Source organism: Amycolatopsis sp. NPDC088138, from assembly GCF_044741685.1.
Taxonomy (GTDB): Bacteria; Actinomycetota; Actinomycetes; order Mycobacteriales; family Pseudonocardiaceae; genus Amycolatopsis.
Genome location: NZ_JBIUTB010000006.1, coordinates 386895 through 403162, shown reverse-complemented (window position 1 = coordinate 403162; position 16268 = coordinate 386895). Strand labels below are relative to the sequence as shown.

General features: G+C 70.7%; 20 protein-coding genes. 4 read left to right on the top strand and 16 right to left on the bottom strand.

The annotated features are described in order from the left end of the window. Positions 1-27 precede the first annotated feature (27 nt). The 14 genes from ACIOD2_RS33660 to hrcA all read right to left on the bottom strand — a co-directional run bounded on the left by ACIOD2_RS33660 (position 28) and on the right by hrcA (position 11075). Positions 28-489 carry a CD225/dispanin family protein gene (locus ACIOD2_RS33660; protein ID WP_400547313.1) on the bottom strand — a complete coding sequence of 154 codons (462 nt, stop codon included), beginning with the start codon at positions 487-489 and terminating at the stop codon, positions 28-30. 72 nt (positions 490-561) lie between these two features. Beyond that, complete coding sequence (locus tag ACIOD2_RS33655; RefSeq protein ID WP_400547310.1) at positions 562-1659, bottom strand: RDD family protein; 1098 nt, start codon at positions 1657-1659, stop codon at positions 562-564. 186 nt (positions 1660-1845) lie between these two features. Next, positions 1846-2295, bottom strand: a complete 450-nt coding sequence (locus tag ACIOD2_RS33650; protein ID WP_400547307.1) for a DUF2752 domain-containing protein — start codon at positions 2293-2295, stop codon at positions 1846-1848. Continuing rightward, positions 2292-2612 (bottom strand): CD225/dispanin family protein, encoded by a 321-nt coding sequence (locus tag ACIOD2_RS33645; protein WP_400547304.1) that lies wholly within the window; start codon positions 2610-2612, stop codon positions 2292-2294. Before ACIOD2_RS33645 ends, ACIOD2_RS33650 begins: the two co-directional genes overlap by 4 nt. 28 nt (positions 2613-2640) lie before the next feature. After that, a complete protein-coding gene (locus ACIOD2_RS33640) occupies positions 2641-2943 on the bottom strand; it encodes a CD225/dispanin family protein (protein ID WP_400547301.1) in 303 nt (100 codons plus the stop codon). 1 nt (position 2944) lies between these two features. Continuing rightward, positions 2945-3841, bottom strand: a complete 897-nt coding sequence (gene era / locus ACIOD2_RS33635; RefSeq protein WP_400547298.1) for a GTPase Era — start codon at positions 3839-3841, stop codon at positions 2945-2947. Beyond that, positions 3838-4176, bottom strand: coding sequence for a cytidine deaminase (locus ACIOD2_RS33630; protein WP_392776333.1), 339 nt, complete (start codon positions 4174-4176; stop codon positions 3838-3840). The genes era and ACIOD2_RS33630 overlap by 4 nt, the downstream gene beginning before the upstream one ends. Next, positions 4169-5515, bottom strand: a complete 1347-nt coding sequence (locus tag ACIOD2_RS33625; protein ID WP_400547295.1) for a hemolysin family protein — start codon at positions 5513-5515, stop codon at positions 4169-4171. The genes ACIOD2_RS33630 and ACIOD2_RS33625 overlap by 8 nt, the downstream gene beginning before the upstream one ends. 9 nt (positions 5516-5524) lie before the next feature. After that, positions 5525-6094: an rRNA maturation RNase YbeY gene (gene ybeY, locus ACIOD2_RS33620; RefSeq protein WP_400547292.1), complete on the bottom strand. Its 570-nt coding sequence runs from the start codon at positions 6092-6094 to the stop codon at positions 5525-5527. Then, positions 6091-7167 carry a PhoH family protein gene (locus ACIOD2_RS33615; RefSeq protein WP_323335878.1) on the bottom strand — a complete coding sequence of 359 codons (1077 nt, stop codon included), beginning with the start codon at positions 7165-7167 and terminating at the stop codon, positions 6091-6093. The genes ybeY and ACIOD2_RS33615 overlap by 4 nt, the downstream gene beginning before the upstream one ends. A 91-nt stretch (positions 7168-7258) precedes the next feature. Beyond that, a complete protein-coding gene (locus ACIOD2_RS33610) occupies positions 7259-7618 on the bottom strand; it encodes a histidine triad nucleotide-binding protein (protein WP_400547288.1) in 360 nt (119 codons plus the stop codon). A 472-nt stretch (positions 7619-8090) separates the two neighbouring features. Beyond that, positions 8091-8843 carry a 16S rRNA (uracil(1498)-N(3))-methyltransferase gene (locus ACIOD2_RS33605; RefSeq protein ID WP_400547285.1) on the bottom strand — a complete coding sequence of 251 codons (753 nt, stop codon included), beginning with the start codon at positions 8841-8843 and terminating at the stop codon, positions 8091-8093. A gap of 8 nt (positions 8844-8851) precedes the next feature. Further along, positions 8852-10021, bottom strand: a complete 1170-nt coding sequence (gene dnaJ, locus ACIOD2_RS33600; protein ID WP_392776349.1) for a molecular chaperone DnaJ — start codon at positions 10019-10021, stop codon at positions 8852-8854. A gap of 31 nt (positions 10022-10052) precedes the next feature. Beyond that, entirely contained in the window at positions 10053-11075 is a 1023-nt protein-coding gene (hrcA, locus tag ACIOD2_RS33595) for a heat-inducible transcriptional repressor HrcA (protein ID WP_400547281.1), read from the bottom strand. 241 nt (positions 11076-11316) lie between these two features. On the opposite strand from hrcA, the gene ACIOD2_RS33590 reads away from it, so the two are divergent. From ACIOD2_RS33590 to ACIOD2_RS33575, 4 genes are read left to right on the top strand one after another with little or no spacing between them, the layout of a single operon-like run. Continuing rightward, positions 11317-11721 carry a YbaB/EbfC family nucleoid-associated protein gene (locus ACIOD2_RS33590; RefSeq protein WP_400547278.1) on the top strand — a complete coding sequence of 135 codons (405 nt, stop codon included), beginning with the start codon at positions 11317-11319 and terminating at the stop codon, positions 11719-11721. Continuing rightward, positions 11721-12041 carry a type VII secretion target gene (locus ACIOD2_RS33585; protein ID WP_400547276.1) on the top strand — a complete coding sequence of 107 codons (321 nt, stop codon included), beginning with the start codon at positions 11721-11723 and terminating at the stop codon, positions 12039-12041. Before ACIOD2_RS33590 ends, ACIOD2_RS33585 begins: the two co-directional genes overlap by 1 nt. Next, positions 12038-13267: a hypothetical protein gene (locus ACIOD2_RS33580; RefSeq protein ID WP_400547273.1), complete on the top strand. Its 1230-nt coding sequence runs from the start codon at positions 12038-12040 to the stop codon at positions 13265-13267. The genes ACIOD2_RS33585 and ACIOD2_RS33580 overlap by 4 nt, the downstream gene beginning before the upstream one ends. Continuing rightward, positions 13264-13758: a hypothetical protein gene (locus tag ACIOD2_RS33575; RefSeq protein ID WP_400547270.1), complete on the top strand. Its 495-nt coding sequence runs from the start codon at positions 13264-13266 to the stop codon at positions 13756-13758. The genes ACIOD2_RS33580 and ACIOD2_RS33575 overlap by 4 nt, the downstream gene beginning before the upstream one ends. On the opposite strand, the gene ACIOD2_RS33570 is transcribed toward ACIOD2_RS33575, so the two are convergent. Then, positions 13755-14609, bottom strand: a complete 855-nt coding sequence (locus ACIOD2_RS33570) for an aldo/keto reductase (RefSeq protein ID WP_400547267.1) — start codon at positions 14607-14609, stop codon at positions 13755-13757. The two genes, ACIOD2_RS33575 and ACIOD2_RS33570, sit on opposite strands and share 4 nt — an antisense overlap. A 75-nt stretch (positions 14610-14684) precedes the next feature. Continuing rightward, the gene (locus ACIOD2_RS33565) at positions 14685-16175 is read right to left on the bottom strand and encodes a CoA-acylating methylmalonate-semialdehyde dehydrogenase (protein WP_400547264.1); all 1491 of its coding nucleotides are present in this window, start codon (positions 16173-16175) and stop codon (positions 14685-14687) included. Positions 16176-16268 lie beyond the last annotated feature (93 nt).

Sequence of the window (16268 nt, the reverse complement as noted above, 5' to 3'; positions counted from 1 at the left end):
GCGACGCCGGGGTGGACCGACCCGGTTTCAGCAGTAGTAGCCGGAGCAGTACGCCGTCGTGGCGGTGGCGATGGCGACGATCCAGATGATGACCACGGTCACGCAGCTCAGGCCGCCGACGATGGTGGCGATGAGGCAGAGCGTCTTGGTCGTCTTCGACGCCTGCTCCGCCATCATGTAGTTGCCCTGCATCTTGTACGTCTGGACCTCGTTGGACTTCATGATCGCGAAGATCGCGAGGATCCAGAAGAGGAAGATGCAGCCGATCGCCCAGCCCTTGTAGTCCTTGATCTGGTTGATGTCGCCACCACCGGGGCCGTAACCCGGGCCGCCGAAGCCGCCGGTGGGCGGTGCGCCGTAGGGCGCGGGCTGGCCGTAGGGCGCGGGCATGCCCCCGGACGGCGGCCCGTAACCCGGCTGCTGCGGGAAACCGCCCGACTGCGGCTGCTGACCGTAGGGCGGCTGCTGCTGCCCGTAGGGATTGGTCATGAACGTCTACCCCAACTACTCGTGAACTTCCGCCGGAAACCCGGCGGTGGTGCGGAAAGTCGTGTGCCGCGGCTACTGCTGCGGCGGCTGGCCGGGCTGCTGCGGCGGCTGCCCGAACTGGCCCGGCTGGAGCTTCTGGGTCGCCTCGGCCTCACCCTGGGCCTCGGGACGCAGCATCTGGGTGCGCTCCGCGCCTTCACCGAACGGCGAAGCGCCGGTGTCCGGCGCGGCGCCGGGGCGGAGCATCTGGGTGCGCTCGGCACCTTCGTCGAAGGCACTCTGGCCCGGGGGCGGCGCCAGCGGCTGGCCGGGCTGGCCGAAGCCGCCGGACTGGGGCTGCTGCGGGAAACCGCCGGACTGCGGCGGCTGGCCGAAGCCACCCGGCGCGGGCTGCTGCGGGAAGCCACCGGACTGAGGCTGACCGGGCTGGTCGAACCCGCCGGACTGCGGCTGCTGCGGGAAACCGCCGGACTGCGGCTGGCCGAACTGGCCTGGCTGCTGTCCGGCCGGCGGGTAACCGCCGCCGAACGGCTGCGCGCCGGGCTGGCCCGCACCGGGCTGGCCGAAGGGCGCGGCCGCACCGTCGTCGTTGATGACGACGGTGCCGACGATCTTGTCGGAGAGGGTCTGGGACTTGTCGTCCCACAGCGGCCACAGGTAACCGACGTAGCAGATGACGCCGTCCACGAAGTGGGCGAGGTCGCGCAGGAACGCCATGCCGGCGCCGATCGGCTGCCCGGTGCTTTCGCCGACGAGCTTGATCTTCGTGACGCGCTTGCCGAGCGACTGGCCGGTGTTTCCCTGCTGGATCCAGCGGTTGTAGATCGTCCAGCCGATCTGGGCGACCCAGCCGATCCCGCCGACGACGAGCAGGGGCGAGGGGTCCTGGGCGATGATCGCGATGAGACCGCCGAGGATGTAGAGGACGAAGACCGGGGCGATGTCGATGATCAGCGCGAGGGCGCGCTGACCCCAGTTCGCGTAGTTCCCGGGCGGGCCGAAGGGCGCGCCCTGCTGGCCGAACGGAGCCGGCTGCCCGAACGGTGCCTGCTGGCCGTAGGGCGCCTGCTGCCCGTACGGTGGCGGCGCCTGGCCCGGCTGCGGCTGTCCGAACGGCTGCTGGCCGCCGGGCTGCTGCCCGAAGGACGGCTGGCCGTAGGGATCGGTCATGTGGGTCTCCCCCTCGCTGGTCACTCCACCCGCACACCTCATGCGGAACCGGCCCGAATGTACGGCACGGTCCGCGGGAGCGTACTCGGTTCGCGTTCGCCCGCGCGTGTCAGGCGTCCACTGCCCGGGTGAACGTAGCGAAGCTCCGACGCGTTACACGGCGCGCCGGTTCCCCTCCGTGGCGATTCAGACGCGCAAACCGGTGAACGGGGCGAACGGGAGGTTGCGCACGACGAACCAGACGGCGAACGCGAGGCCGACGGCGAGCGGGGTCCAGCGCCAGTGCAGCCAGCTGTTCACCCAGCGGCCGCGCAGCCGCCCGACCGTCCAGGCGACGGTGCTCCAGACGAAGAGCAGCACGAACACGAGCGAGAGGGCGTTGTAGTGCAGGGCCGCGGGGATGTCGCCGTGCATCAGGCTGTAGGCCATCCGCATGCCGCCGCAGCCCGGGCAGTCGATGCCGAGCAGCGCCTTGGTCGGGCAGACCGGGAGCCAGCCGCCGGGGGTGGTGGGGTCGCCGATCCAGACGGCCGCGCAGCACAGGCCGAGCCCGCCGACGACGGCCATCGGGGCGCTCAGCGCGCGCAGCCTGGCCTTGGCCCCCTGGGCCGCGAATCCCGTGTAGACGGTCGTCACCTCGCCAGCCCCCAGAACGAGGCGCCGACGGCCAGGAACATCACGACGACGAACACCACGTAGAGCGCGATCAGGATGCCGCAGGAGATCGCCGACCACATCGCCCACTTGCGGGCTTCGTCGGCGGCCCGGTGCGCTTCGGCGTGGTAACCCTGGAACCACAGGGTGTTGACCTGGCTCGCCTTCACGATGGAGACGATACCCAACGGCATGCAGCACAGCACCGTCGAGAGGATCGCCCAGACCATGTTGTTGTCCGGCGGCGGCCCGTAGTTCGGCCAGCCGTAAGGCGGGTACTGCGGGTACGGCTGGGTCACCGGGGTCTCCTCCTGCTGCCGAAGTTCCTCAGTGTGACGCGGCGTCGTCGAGCAGCGTTCCCAGCAGCAGGACGCCGCCGACGACCACGAGGACCCAGAGCACCACGCCGACGACGGCGCCGATGATCGCCCAGCGCCGCGCGGCACCGGCCGCGTCGCGGGCGGCGTCCGGGTCGCCCTGGGCCCAGAGCCGCTCCACCTTGGCGGCCTGGAAGATCGAGACGATCCCGAAGGGCAGGCAGAGGATCGCGGCGACGATGCCCCAGGCCAGGTTGCTCGAGGGCGGGGGCCCGGGGTTGTAGTCGGCGGGCGGGCGCGGGCGCTCGGTCACGTCAGAACCCGAGCCGGCGCAGCTGGCGGGGGTCGCGCTGCCATTCCTTGGCCACCTTGACGTGCAGGTCGAGGTAGACCTTGGAGCCGAGCAGCGCCTCGATGTTCTTGCGGGCGCTGGCGCCGACCTCACGCAGCCGCTCGCCCTTGTGCCCGAGGATGATGCCCTTCTGGCTGGGCCGCTCCACGTAGAGGAACGCGTGCACGTCGATGAGGTCGTCGCGGCCTTCGCGGGGCAGCATCTCTTCGACGGTGACGGCGATCGAGTGCGGCAGCTCGTCGCGGACGCCCTCCAGCGCCGACTCGCGGATGAGCTCGGCGACCAGCGTCTGCTCGGGCTCGTCGGTGAGCTCGCCGCCCGGGTAGAGCTGCGGGCCTTCGGGGAGCTTCTGGACGAGCAGGTCCGCGAGCGCGCCGACCTGGAAGCCGTCCACGGCGGAAACCGGGATCAGCTCGGCGAAGTCCATCACGCCCTGCAGCGCCAGCAGCTGCTCGGCGACCTGCTGCGGCTGGACCAGGTCGGTCTTGGTGACGATGCCGATGACCGGGGTGCGCTTGGCTATCTTCTGCAGCTCGGCGGCGATGAACTTGTCGCCGGGGCCGATCTTCTCGTTGGCCGGCACGCACAGGCCGACGACGTCCACTTCGGACCACGTCGTGTGCACGATGTCGTTGAGCCGCTCGCCGAGCAGGGTGCGCGGGCGGTGCAGGCCGGGGGTGTCGATGAGGACGAGCTGGGCGTCCTCGCGGTGCACGATGCCGCGGATCGCGTGGCGGGTGGTCTGCGGTTTGCTCGACGTGATGGCGACCTTGCTGCCCACGAGCGCGTTGGTCAGCGTCGACTTGCCGGCGTTGGGCCTGCCGACGAAGCAGGCGAAGCCGGAACGGTGTTCGGTCATCGGTTCAGCACCTCGAGCACGGTTCCGGACGGGTCGGCGAGGATGATCGGCGCGTACTTCGCGATGTCGCGGATCGCGTGCCGGGAAGCTTCCTTGAGCAGGCCTTCGCCGGTGACGACGGCGGCCGCTTCGATGCCTTCGGCGCCGCTGGAGAGCGCGGCGGCGACGGCGGCCTGCAGCGCGGTGAGCTTGAACGACGGCTGGTCGACCGTGCCCGCCGCGTAGGTGCGGCCGTCGGTGTCGCGGACCGCGGCCCCTTCGGAGGCCTGGATCCGGGCGCGCGAGGACCGGGCGAGGGTGACCAGTTTCTGGTCCTCCGCCTCGAGGTCAGGCATGTTCGACGCTCCTGTCGCGTTCGTCGGGGTGAGGCAGGCGCGTGCGGCGCCGGGAGGTCCGGTCCGCCGGGTCGGTCATCGCCTCGGCGGTGACCGGGTGCACCACCACGGAGGTGATGCGCATCCGGCCGCGCCGGTCCTTGCCCCCTTCGGCGAACAGCCGAAGGCCGGCGACCTCGGCTTCGGCCCCCGGTAGCGGGACCCTACCCAGTCGTTCCGCGAGCAGCCCGCCCACGGTCTCCACGTCGTGGTCTTCGAGGTCGATGCCGAACAGCTCGCCGAGGTCGTCGACCCCCATCCGGGACGACACGCGGACGGCGCCGTCGTCGAGCTCTTCGACCTCGGGGCGTTCGTCGGCGTCGGACTCGTCGGTGATCTCGCCGACGATCTCCTCGAGGACGTCCTCGATGGTCAGCAGCCCGGCGGTGCCGCCGTACTCGTCGACGGCGATGGCCATGTGGTGGTGCGAGCGCTGCATCTCCTTGAGCAGGTCGTCGAGCCGCTTCGAGTCGGGGACGAAGGACGCCGCGTTCATCACGGTGTCGACGACGGTGCTCGGGCCGTCCGGGTCCATGTACCCGGACATGAGGTCCTTGATGTTGACGACGCCGACGATGTCGTCGACCGACTCGTCGATGACCGGGAGCCGGGTGAAGCCGGTGCGCAGGGCCAGCGCCAGCGCCTGCCGGACGGTCTTGGTGCGCTCGATCCAGACGATCTCGGTGCGCGGCACCATGACCTCGCGGGCGATGGTGTCGCCGAGCTCGAACACCGAGTGGATCATCTCGCGCTCGGAGTCCTCGACGACGCCGCGTTCCTGGGCGAGGTCGACGAGCTCGCGCAGCTCGACCTCGGAGGAGAACGGGCCTTCGCGGAAGCCCTGGCCGGGGGTGATGGCGTTACCGATGAGGATGAGGAGGCGGGACAGCGGGCCGAGGACCGAGCCGAGGACGCGGACGGGCCCGGCGACGTAGCGGCCGATGCGGTAGGGGTGCTGGCGGCCGAGGGTGCGCGGGCCGACGCCGATGAGGACGTAGCTGACGACGATCATGACGACCGCGGTGACCAGCACGGCGAGGCCGAGCGGCGCCAGGCGGGTGCCGACGAAGACGGTGACCAGCACGGTGGCCGTGAGCTCGCAGCCGAGGCGGAGCAGGAGCAGCAGGTTGATGTGCCGGCGCCGTTCGACGACGACCGCGGCCAGGTGGCGGGCCCCGGGCAGGCCCATCCGGGCCAAGCCGTCGGCCCGGGCCTGGGACACGGTGCTGACGGCGGCGTCGGCCGCCGCGAACACGCCCGCGAGCAGCACGAGCGCGATCGCGAAGAGGAGCTGGACCATGGCTGACGCCTAGGGCGTTTCTCCCGGCGGCGCGGGGCTCGGCTCGGCGCTCGCGTCGAGCCCGGCGATGCCGAGGACGCGGTCGTCGGTGTTGCGCTGGGCGTTCTGCTTCTCCAGCGCGGCGACGGCGTCCTGGTACTCGCCGAGGATGCGCTTCTGGAGGCCGAACATCTCGCGTTCCTCGGCGGGCTCGGCGTGGTCGTAGCCCAGCAGGTGGAGACAGCCGTGCACGGTGAGCAGGTGCAGCTCGTCGATCAGGCCGTGGCCCGCCGTCTTGGCCTGGTCCTTGGCGAACGCCGGGCAGAGCACGATGTCCCCGAGCAGCGCCGGTGACGCGTCGGGCGCGTCGGGGCGGCGGGAGGAGTCGAGCTCGTCCATCGGGAAGGCCATCACGTCGGTGGGACCGGGCAGGTCCATCCAGCGTTCGTGGAGGTCTTCCATGACCTCGAGGGTGACGAGCAGGATGGACAGCTCGGCGAGCGGGCTGACCTCCATCTTCTCGAGGGCGTAGCGGGCCGCGGAGACGATGGACGTCTCGTCGACGTCGACGCCGGACTCGTTGGCGATTTCGATGCTCAACGCCGGTTGCCCTTCCAGCCGTTGCCCTGCTGCTGGTCCTGGGCGTCCTGCACGGCCTGCCACTTCTCGTAGGCGTCGACGATGTCGCCGACGAGCTTGTGCCGGACGACGTCCTGGCTGGTCAGTTCGGAGAAGTGGAGCCCTTCGACGCCGCCGAGGATGTCGCGGACGACGCGGAGGCCGCTGCGCTGCCCGTTGGGCAGGTCGACCTGGGTGACGTCACCGGTGACGACGATCTTGGAGCCCTGCCCGAGGCGGGTGAGGAACATCTTCATCTGCTCGGGCGTGGTGTTCTGGGCCTCGTCGAGGATGATGAAGGCGTCGTTCAGGGTGCGGCCGCGCATGTAGGCGAGCGGCGCGATCTCGATGGTGCCCGCCTGCATGAGCCGGGGGATCGACTCGGGCTCGACCATGTCGTGCAGCGCGTCGTAGAGCGGCCGCAGGTAGGGGTCGATCTTCTCGTTGAGGGTGCCGGGCAGGTAGCCGAGGCGCTCGCCGGCTTCGACGGCGGGGCGGGTCAGCACGATGCGGGTGACCTGCTTGGCCTGCAGCGCCTGGACGGCCTTCGCCATGGCGAGGTAGGTCTTGCCGGTGCCGGCGGGGCCGATGCCGAAGACGACGGTGTGCTTGTCGATGGCGTCGACGTAGCGCTTCTGGTTGAGCGTCTTGGGCCGGATGGTCTTGCCGCGGCGGGAGACGATGTTGAGGCTGAGCACTTCGGCCGGCGAGGCGTCGCCGGTGCTCAGCATCCCGATGGTGCGGCGGACCGTGTCGGGTCCGACCTGCTGGCCGCCGGTGGCGAGGGTGACGAGGTCGGCGAAGACGCGTTCGGCGAACGCGACGTCGGCCGGGGTGCCGGTCAGGGTGACCTCGTTGCCGCGCACGTGCACGTCGGCGGCGAGGAGTTCCTCGGCGACACGCAGGTTCTCGTCGCGGGAGCCGAGCAGGCTGAGGGCGGCGGCGTCGGGGATCGGGAACCGGGACTGGGCCGCCTGGGCGGTGGTGTCGTCGGTCTTGGGGACGTCTCCGGGGACGTCGGGTCGGGCGGCTCCACCCGGTGCGGTTCCGGCCACGTGGCCTCGGCCCTGCTTTCTCGGTGAGGGACTACTGACCCCCCCGATGCTACTGGCACCCCCCGACAGAACGCAGACGGGTTTCCGCTACTCAGCCCGCATGAGACCCGAAGAACCCCAGCTGCTCCCCACCGAGCACATGAGCATGCACGTGGAACACGGTCTGCCCGGCATCCCCATCAGTGTTGAACACAACCCGATATCCACTGGCAAGGATGCCCTCGAGCTCGGCAACCTTACGAGCCGTAGCAACAACCTCACTCAGCAGCGCAGGATCCCCCGCAGCCAGCTCACCAAGGTTCCGGTACCGCTTCTTGGGCACGACGAGCACATGAACCCGAGCCTGAGGCCGAATATCCCGAAACGCAAAGGTGGTGTCGTCCTCATAGACAACATCGGCAGGGATCTCACCAGCAATGATCCGCTCGAAGAGCGTCTCGTCCTCACTCATGAGACGAACCCTATCGACCGCCAGAGCAAACGCGCACCTGGACGGACGACACGCGTACACAGCCGGACGACACGCGTACCTGGCGGGACGACACGAGGCGAAGGGCCGAAGGCCCGAGCAAGGCAGGCCGCCTTTTGAAGGACAGCCAGACAAAAGCCACGCGGGGGGTCCGGGGGCTCGCCCCCGGCTGGGGGTCTGGGGGTTTGACCCCCAGAAGACACAACGAACGCAGAAGCGGCGTTGGAGCGAGCGAAGCGAGAGGAAACGCCGCGGCGCGGTAGATCCTGGGGGTCGATCTACCGCAACCGCGGCTCCGCCGGACCGAGGGGGGGAGGTGCCCGGCGGGGTCTGTGTTTTCCCAGTGGCGCGCCGAAACACTGTGTGGCGCGTTAGTAAACGAGAGTAACGGGTCGGAGTGTGATCGCGCCATAACTGGGCGCAAAATCCAGCCCCTTTTTTCGGGGTGATCTTTTCACTGCCACCGGGTGGTGAGGGCGCCGAGCGCGCCGAGGGCGACGGCCGCGGCGGTGGAGGTGCGCAGGACGGTGGTGCCGAGGCGGACGGCTCGGGCGCCGGCTTCGCGGAGGGTGCGGAGTTCGTCGTCGGTGATGCCGCCTTCGGGGCCGACGACGAGGAGGAGGTCGCCGGTGTCGGGCAGGGCGAGGTCGGTGAGCCGGTCGGGGACGTCGGACTCGAGGACGATGACCAGCGACATCGTGGCGGCCAGGCCGGCGAGCTCGCGGGTGCCGACGGGTTCGGTGACGTCGGGGACGTGGGCGCGGCGGGCTTGTTTCGCGGCGGCGCGGGCGGTGGTGCGCCAGCGGGTGAGTGCCTTGTCGCCGCGGCCGCCGTCGTCCCATTTGGCGACGCTGCGGGCGGCGCGCCAGGGGACGATGGCGTCGGCGCCGGCCTCGGTGGCGAGTTCGACGGCGAGTTCGCCGCGGTCGCCCTTGGCGAGGGCTTGGGCCACCACGACGCGCAGCGCGGGTGGTTCCTCGGTCCAGCTCTCCTCGACCGTGAGGCTCAGCAGAGCGTCGCGGCCGGGCTGGACGGCGTCTACGACGCAGCGGGCCATGGTGCCGGCGCCGTCGGAGAGGACCAGCCGCTCCCCCGCGCGCAGGCGGCGGACGGTCGCCGCGTGCCGGGCTTCCTCGCCGTCGAGGACCGTGGTGCCGCTGGCAGGCACCGCGGAAGCGAGGAAGACCGGCAACGTGGTGTCAGGCACAGCGCAGCTCAGCGGTGGTTCTTGGCGCGCAGCTTGGAGAACAGGCCGCCGTGCTTGTTGCCGTTGGACGCCAGCGTGGGGACTTCCTCGCCGCGCTGCGTGGCGAGGTCCATGAGCAGCTCGCGCTGGGCTTCGTCGAGCTTGGTCGGAACGACGACGTCGATGTGGACGTGGAGGTCGCCGCGGCCGTCGACGCGGCCCGAGGAGCGCAGCCGGGGCATGCCCTTGCCGGTGAGGACGAGCTCGGCGTTGGGCTGGGTGCCGGGTTCGACGTCGAGCTCGTAGTCGCCGTCGACGAGCGTCGCGATGGGCACGGTGGCGCCGAGCGCGGCCGTGGTCATCGGGATGCGGAAGTTGCAGTGCAGGTCGTGGCCCTGCCGGACGAAGACCTCGTGCGGGGTCTCGTCGATCTCGACGTAGAGGTCGCCGGCCGGGCCGCCGCCGGGGCCGACCTCGCCCTGGCCGGACAGCCGGATGCGCATGCCGTCGCCGACGCCCGGCGGGATCTTGGCGGTGACGTTGCGGCGGGCGCGGATGCGGCCGTCGCCGCCGCACTGGCGGCAGGGGTCGGGGATGACCTCGCCGAAGCCGCGGCAGACCGGGCAGGGGCGGGCCGTGACGACCTGGCCGAGGAAGGACCGCTGGACGGACTGGACCTCGCCGGCGCCGCCGCAGGTGTCGCAGGTCTTGACGCCGGTGCCCTCGGTGGTGCCCGCGCCGCGGCAGAGGTCGCAGACGATCGCGGTGTCGACGGCGATCTCCTTGTCCACGCCGGTCGCGCAGTCCTCGAGGGACAGGCCGAGCCGGATCAGGGCGTCGGAGCCGGGCTGGACGCGGCTGCGCGGGCCACGCCCGCGCCCGCCGCCCCCGCCGGCCGCGCCGAAGAAGGCGTCCATGATGTCGCCGAGGCCGCCGAAGCCGGCGAACGGGTCGCCGCCACCGGCGCCGCCGCGGCCACCGCCGTCCATCGGGTCGCCGCCGAGGTCGACGATCTTGCGCTTCTGCGGGTCGGACAGCACCTCGTAGGCGGTCGTGACCTCGCCGAACTTGTGCTGCGCGTCCTCCGACGGGTTGACGTCGGGGTGCAGCTCCCGGGCCAGCTTCCGGTACGCGCGCTTGATGTCCTGGTCGCTCGCGTTCTTCGCCACCCCGAGGATGCCGTAGTAGTCCCTCGCCACCGTCTCTGCTTCTCCTTCTGCTCTGCCCGGCTCAGCGGCCGGACAGGATCTGACCCACGTAGTTGGCGACCGCGCGCACCGCGGCGATCGTGCCGGGGTAGTCCATCCGGGTCGGGCCGACCACCCCCATGCCGCCGAGCACCATGTCCTGGCCGTAACCGATCGAGACGACCGAGGTGCTGCGCATCTGCTCGTCCTCATTTTCCTCACCGATGCGCACGGTGATCGCACCGGGGTTGCGGGTGGCGGCGAGCAGCTTGAGGACGACGACCTGCTCCTCGAGTGCTTCGAGGACCTGGCGCAGCGAGCCGGGGAAGTCGGCGACGTTGCGGGTGAGGTTCGCCGTACCGCCCAGGACCAGGCGTTCTTCCGGGTGCTCGGCCAGTGACTCGACCAGGACCGTGCACACGCGGATGAGCGCGTCGCGCAGGTCGCCGGGCGACTTGTCGGGCAGTTCGGCCACGCGCGCGGCGGCCTCGTTGAGCCGCCGTCCGGACATCGCCGCGTTGAGCACCGTGCGCAACCGCGCGACGCCGTCCTCGGTGATGACGTCGCCGAGGTCGACGGTCCGCTGGTCGACGCGGCCGGAGTCGGTGATGAGCACCAGCATGAGCCGCGCCGGGGTGAGCGGCACCACCTCGAGGTGGCGCACCGCGGCGTTGGTCAGCATCGGGTACTGCACGACGGCGACCTGCCGGGTCAGCTGCGCGAGCAGCCGGACCGAGCGGCGCAGGACGTCGTCGAGGTCGGTGCCGCTGTCGAGGAACGTCGTGATCGCGCGGCGCTCGGCCGCGCTGAGCGGCTTGATCTCCGACAGCCGGTCGACGAACAGGCGGTAGCCCTTGTCGGTCGGGATCCGGCCGGCGCTGGTGTGCGGCTGGGTGATGTAGCCCTCTTCTTCGAGGGTGGCCATGTCGTTGCGCACGGTGGCACTCGACACGCCCAGGTTGTGCCGTTCGACGATCGTCTTCGACCCGACCGGCTCCTGGTTGGACACGTAGTCGGCGACGATCGCGCGCAGCACGTCGAAGCGGCGCTCATCCGCGTTGGCCACCGGTTCCTCACCCACTTCGCTCGCTGCTCATGCCGAGTTTACGGAAGCCTGAGCCGGTCGTGCTCAACGCGGCCCGCTCGAGCCCGGGTAAAGAACGGATAAATGAATTCCCATGCGTTGTTCCGCGAAAAAAACTTCGGGTTGTCGGCGGAACCGAAACGGGGTTTGCTGCCTCTGATCCGCATGCCCTCCCCCGACATTCGAGGTCGCCGTGAACACAGTTGAACCCGCTTCGGCCGGTATGCCCGAAATCGTCCGGCGCGCCGCGGAGGCGAAGGCACGGCTCGAGCACATCTCGGCGACGGCCACGAGCGCCGACGGCGCCGTCACGGTGACCGTCAACACCAGCGGTGCGCTGCAGGAACTCACCTTCGGCCCGCGTGCCGACGAGCTGCCGCGGGCCCGCCTCGCGGCGGCCGTCGTGGCCACCGCGAAACACGCCCAGCTACAGGCGGCCCAGCAGCTCACGAGCGTGATGGCACCGGTGATCGGCGCGGACAGCGACGCCATGAAATTCCTGCGGGAACAGATTCCGGAGCCCGAACCGCCCGAAGAGGAATCACCCCGGGAATTCGCCCGTAAACCGCCGCCCCGGCCCGGTGAGGACGAGGACTTCGGCGGCCCGATCCTGCGCCGGGGGCTGTGATGACCGCCATGAAGGTCGACTTCGACGTCCTCGGCGGCCACGAGGACGAGATCCGCGAGATCGCCGGCAAGGTCCAGCAGGCGCTCGACGCCGCGGGCAGCGCGCAGGCCCTCGACTTCGACGCGTTCGGCATCGTCGGGCAGGTCTTCGCCGTCCCGATCCAGTCGTGGGTCGACACCGCCGACAGCTTCCTCGGCTCGGCCGTCGAAGCCGGGCACGAGGTCGCGGACCGGGTGAAGACCGCGCACACGGCGTTCAGCGACCACGAGCAGACCACGAAGAGCCTGATCGAAGGCATCGGCAAGGAGCTGCCGGCATGACCGAGACGCAGGAGAACCCCCTGGTCGCGACGAGCGAGTCGCCGGGCGGCTTCTGGAGCGGGATGGGCGACGGCTCGAAGGGCGAGCTGGACAACGTCAACGCCCAGGCCGGCGGCGCGGGCATCTTCAGCGACGCCGCCTCGACGCTGACCGACGCCCGCAACGGCGACTGGGGCAACCTCGCCATGGACGTCGGCACCGACGCCCTCGACCTGCTCGGCGCGGCGATGGACCCGCTCGGCACGCTCGCGAGCGCGGGCGTCGGCTGGCTGATCGAGCACATCAGTTTCCTCAAGGACGGCCTCGACAAGCTCGCCGGCAAGCCCGAGGCCGTCACGGCCAAGGCCGTGACCTGGTCGAACATCTCGAAGCAGCTGACCGAGACGGCCGAGCAGTACGAGCAGCAGGCCAAGAAGGTCGGGCAGTCGTTCAGCGACTGCGGGTCCGCGGAGGCCTACCAGCGGACGGCGGAGAGCTACGTCAGCGTCCTGCGCGGCGCGGCTTCGCACGCCGGGGACGCGTCGACCGCGATGAACGTCGGCGCCGCGCTGGTCGGCACCGAGCGCGGGCTGATCCGCGACCTGATCTCGTCGTTCGTCGGCGAGCTGATCGTCAAGGCGCTGGCCGCGCTGGCCGCGTCGTGGTGCACCTTCGGCGGGACGATCGCGGCGTTCATCGCCGACACGGTCGTCGAGGGCGGGGTGCTCGCGGAGAAGATCAGCACGCGCATCACGAAGATCGTCGAGAAGCTCGAGAGCCTCGCGAAGGGCGCCGGCAAGTCGAAGGCGGCCCTGGAGGGCGCGGCGAACGCGCTCAAGAAGGTGGGCAAGGGCGTCGACAAGCTGGTGGACAAGAGCGTCGACAAGCTGGTGGACAAGAGCGTCGACACGGCCGCGGGCATCGAGCGCAAGGCGAACGAGCTGAAGCAGGCCGGCAAGGAGGCCAAGACCGCCGAGGAGACGGCGAAGGGGTGGGGCGACGCCGCCAAGGAGCACGTCCCGGGCCGGGAGAAGGTCGAAGGCCTCGGCGAGAAGTACTCGGAGGACGGCCGCAGCGTGCTGAACCAGCACAAGCAGCTCGACCCCAACGAAAAGGTCCACTGGAACACCGCCGACACCGTCGGCGTGGCGACCGAGGGCCGCCGCCAGGAGAACGAGCAGATCGACCGCTACCACGAAGGCCAAGAGGCCTACGAGAAGGAACACCCCGAAGGCGAGGGCGAGTGATCGAGCAGGCCGAGGTGGAGCTGGCCAACCGCAACGGGCAGCTCCACCCCGCCCAGCGCGGGAAGCTGCTCGACCTCAACTTCTGGGCCGCGGCGGTGGTGGGGGTCGCCGGGCTGGTGGCCGCGGTGCTGATCGCGCTGGTGGCCGAGACCGCGGGCGAAGTGCTGGGCAGCGTCGTCCCGATCCTCGCGCTGGCCGCCTGGTTCTGCTACGTCTGCTGGCGCCGGCTGGCCGACGCCGGCGGCGGGCGGCTGCGCGCGGTCACCGGCTGGACGCACGACTTCGACACCGCGCGCCTGACCGACGAGTACCCGATCGGCCTGCACCACAGCCCGGCCGGGTTCAAGAGCGTCGAGACGTTCAGCCTGCGTGCGGGCGGCCGGACCTACCCGCTGGAGCGGAAGCTCCGCGAGCGGATCCGGCCGGATCAGGTGAACACCGTCCTGATCGCGCCGCGCAGCAAGCTGCTGATCAACGTGCTCCCGGCTTAGGCGGCCGCCTCGGACAGGGCGTCGAACTCGGCGTCGCTCAGCTCGATGTCCGCCGCCGCGATGTTGTCCTCGACGTGCGCGACCGACGACGTCCCGGGGATCGGCAGCACCACCGGCGAGCGCTTGAGCAGCCAGGCCAGGGCCAGCTGCGACGGCGACGCGTCGTGCTCCTTGGCCAGCGTGCTCAGCGGGCTGTCCGGGCCGGCCAGTGCGCCGGTGGCCAGCGGGAACCACGGGATGAAGGCGATGCCGTGTTCGGTGGCGTGGTCGAGCAGCGGCTCCGCGTCGCGCTTGGCCAGGTTGAACATGTTCTGGACGGACACGATCTCCGCCGTCTTCTGCGCCTCCTGCAGGTCCGCGACACTGACCTCGGACAGGCCGATGTGCCGGATCTTGCCCTCGTCCTGCAGCTTCTTCAGCTCACCGAGTTGCTCGGCCACCGGGACCTTCGGGTCGATCCGGTGCAGCTGCAGCAGGTCGATCCGCTCGAGGCCGAGGTGGCGCAGGCTCAGCTCGACCTGCTGGCGCAGGTACTCGGGCCGGCCGACCGGGATCCACTCGTTCGGGCCCTGCCGGGTGAAGCCGGCCTTCGTCGCGATGACGAGGTCGTCGGCGTACGGGTGCAGGGCCTTCTTGAGCAGCAGGTCGGCCACGAACGGGCCGTAGACGTCGGCGGTGTCGATCAGCGTGACACCCAGCTCGACGGCGCGCCGCAGCACGCGGACGGCCTCCTCGGGGTCCTTCGGGTCGCCCCAGACGCCGGGCCCGGTCAGCTGCATCGTGCCGTACCCGAGCCGGGTGACCGGCAGGTCTCCGCCGATCGTGAACGTGCCTGAGTTCTTGGCGCTCATCTTTCGTCCCATCGTTGTCCGGGGTGCTCCACCGGGTGTCAACCCGCGGAGCGCCCCGGACAATCCCGGATCACGTCAGGAGTTGCTCGGGAACCCCAGGTTCACCCCGGCGTGGGACCGGTCGGGCCAGCGCGAGGTGACGACCTTGGTGCGGGTGAAGAAGTGGAAGCCCTCCGGCCCGTAGGCGTGGCTGTCGCCGAAGAGGGAGTCCTTCCAGCCGCCGAAGGAGTAGTAGCCGACCGGCACCGGGATCGGGACGTTCACCCCGACCATGCCGACCTCGACCTCGTTCTGGAACCGGCGCGCGGCCGCGCCGTCGCCGGTGAAGATCGCGGTGCCGTTGCCGTACGGGTTGGCGTTGATCAGGTCCAGGGCGTCGTCGTAGGACGCCGCGCGCGCCACCGACAGCACCGGGCCGAAGATCTCGTCGGTGTAGATCGACATCTCCGGGCGCACGTGGTCGAACAGCGTCGGGCCGAGCCAGAAGCCGTCGCCGGGCACCTCGACCCCGCGGCCGTCGACGACCAGCGACGCGCCCGCCTCGACCCCGGCGTCCACATAGGACTCGACGCGCTCGTGGTGGGCGCGGGTGACCAGCGGGCCCATCTCGGACGCCGGGTCCCGGCCGTCGCCGACCTTCAGCCTCGCGATCCGCTCGGCGATCTTCGCGACCAGCTCGTCGCCGACCGGGTCGACGGCCACCACGACCGACACGGCCATGCAGCGCTCCCCCGCGGAGCCGAACCCGGCGGACACCGCGGCGTCGGCGGCCAGGCCGAGGTCGGCGTCGGGCAGCACGACCATGTGGTTCTTCGCGCCGCCGAGCGCCTGGACGCGCTTCCCGTTGCGGGTGCCGGTTTCGTAGACGTACCGCGCGATGGGCGTCGACCCGACGAACGAGATCGCCTTGACGTCACGGTGTTCCAGCAGCCCGTCGACCGCGACCTTGTCCCCGTGCAGCACGTTGAGCACCCCCGCGGGCAGCCCGGCCTCGGCGAAGAGCTCCGCGAGGAACACCGCCGCCGACGGGTCCTTCTCACTCGGCTTGAGCACGACGGTGTTGCCGCAGGCCAGCGCGTTCGGCACGAACCACAGCGGCACCATGGCCGGGAAGTTGAACGGCGAGATCACCCCGACCACCCCGAGCGGCTGGGCGATCGAATAGACGTCGACGCCGGTGGAGGCGTTCTCGCTGAAACCGCCCTTGAGCAGCTGCGCGGCGCCGCAGGCGTACTCGACGTTCTCGATCGCGCGGGCGATCTCGCCGGCCGCGTCCGACTCGACCTTGCCGTGCTCGCTCGTGACGATCTTCGCCAGCTCGTGCTTGCGCGCCGAGAGCAGCTCGCGGAAGGCGAACAGCACCCGCGTCCGGCCGGCCAGTGACGTCCCGCGCCAGCCCGGCAGCGCCGCCGACGCGGCCGCGACGGCCTCGTCGACCTCGGCCGGCCCGGCGAAGTCGACCTGCGCGCGGACCTGCCCGGTGGCGGGGTCGAACACGTCGCCGGAACGCGCGGGAGCGCCGGTGAACAGCTTGCCGTCGATCCAGTGGGTGATGCGGTCGGTCACGACGGGCACTCCTTCGCTCGGGGACTTCCTTGCGAGTGTCCGGGCGGGCGCCACGCGGACGCCATCGGCAACGTGTACGTCAGTTGGCTTCCG

What these genes read in the sequence shown, in the direction of transcription:
- ACIOD2_RS33585 (WP_400547276.1), top strand. Translation starts at nt 11,721, where the DNA reads ATGACCGCCATGAAGGTCGACTTCGACGTCCTCGGCGGCCACGAGGAC.
- ACIOD2_RS33610 (WP_400547288.1), bottom strand. Translation starts at nt 7,618, where the DNA reads ATGAGTGAGGACGAGACGCTCTTCGAGCGGATCATTGCTGGTGAGATC.
- ACIOD2_RS33630 (WP_392776333.1), bottom strand. Translation starts at nt 4,176, where the DNA reads ATGCCTGACCTCGAGGCGGAGGACCAGAAACTGGTCACCCTCGCCCGG.
- ACIOD2_RS33580 (WP_400547273.1), top strand. Translation starts at nt 12,038, where the DNA reads ATGACCGAGACGCAGGAGAACCCCCTGGTCGCGACGAGCGAGTCGCCG.
- ACIOD2_RS33655 (WP_400547310.1), bottom strand. Translation starts at nt 1,659, where the DNA reads ATGACCGATCCCTACGGCCAGCCGTCCTTCGGGCAGCAGCCCGGCGGC.
- ACIOD2_RS33660 (WP_400547313.1), bottom strand. Translation starts at nt 489, where the DNA reads ATGACCAATCCCTACGGGCAGCAGCAGCCGCCCTACGGTCAGCAGCCG.
- ACIOD2_RS33570 (WP_400547267.1), bottom strand. Translation starts at nt 14,609, where the DNA reads ATGAGCGCCAAGAACTCAGGCACGTTCACGATCGGCGGAGACCTGCCG.
- ACIOD2_RS33625 (WP_400547295.1), bottom strand. Translation starts at nt 5,515, where the DNA reads ATGGTCCAGCTCCTCTTCGCGATCGCGCTCGTGCTGCTCGCGGGCGTG.
- era (WP_400547298.1), bottom strand. Translation starts at nt 3,841, where the DNA reads ATGACCGAACACCGTTCCGGCTTCGCCTGCTTCGTCGGCAGGCCCAAC.
- ACIOD2_RS33590 (WP_400547278.1), top strand. Translation starts at nt 11,317, where the DNA reads ATGCCCGAAATCGTCCGGCGCGCCGCGGAGGCGAAGGCACGGCTCGAG.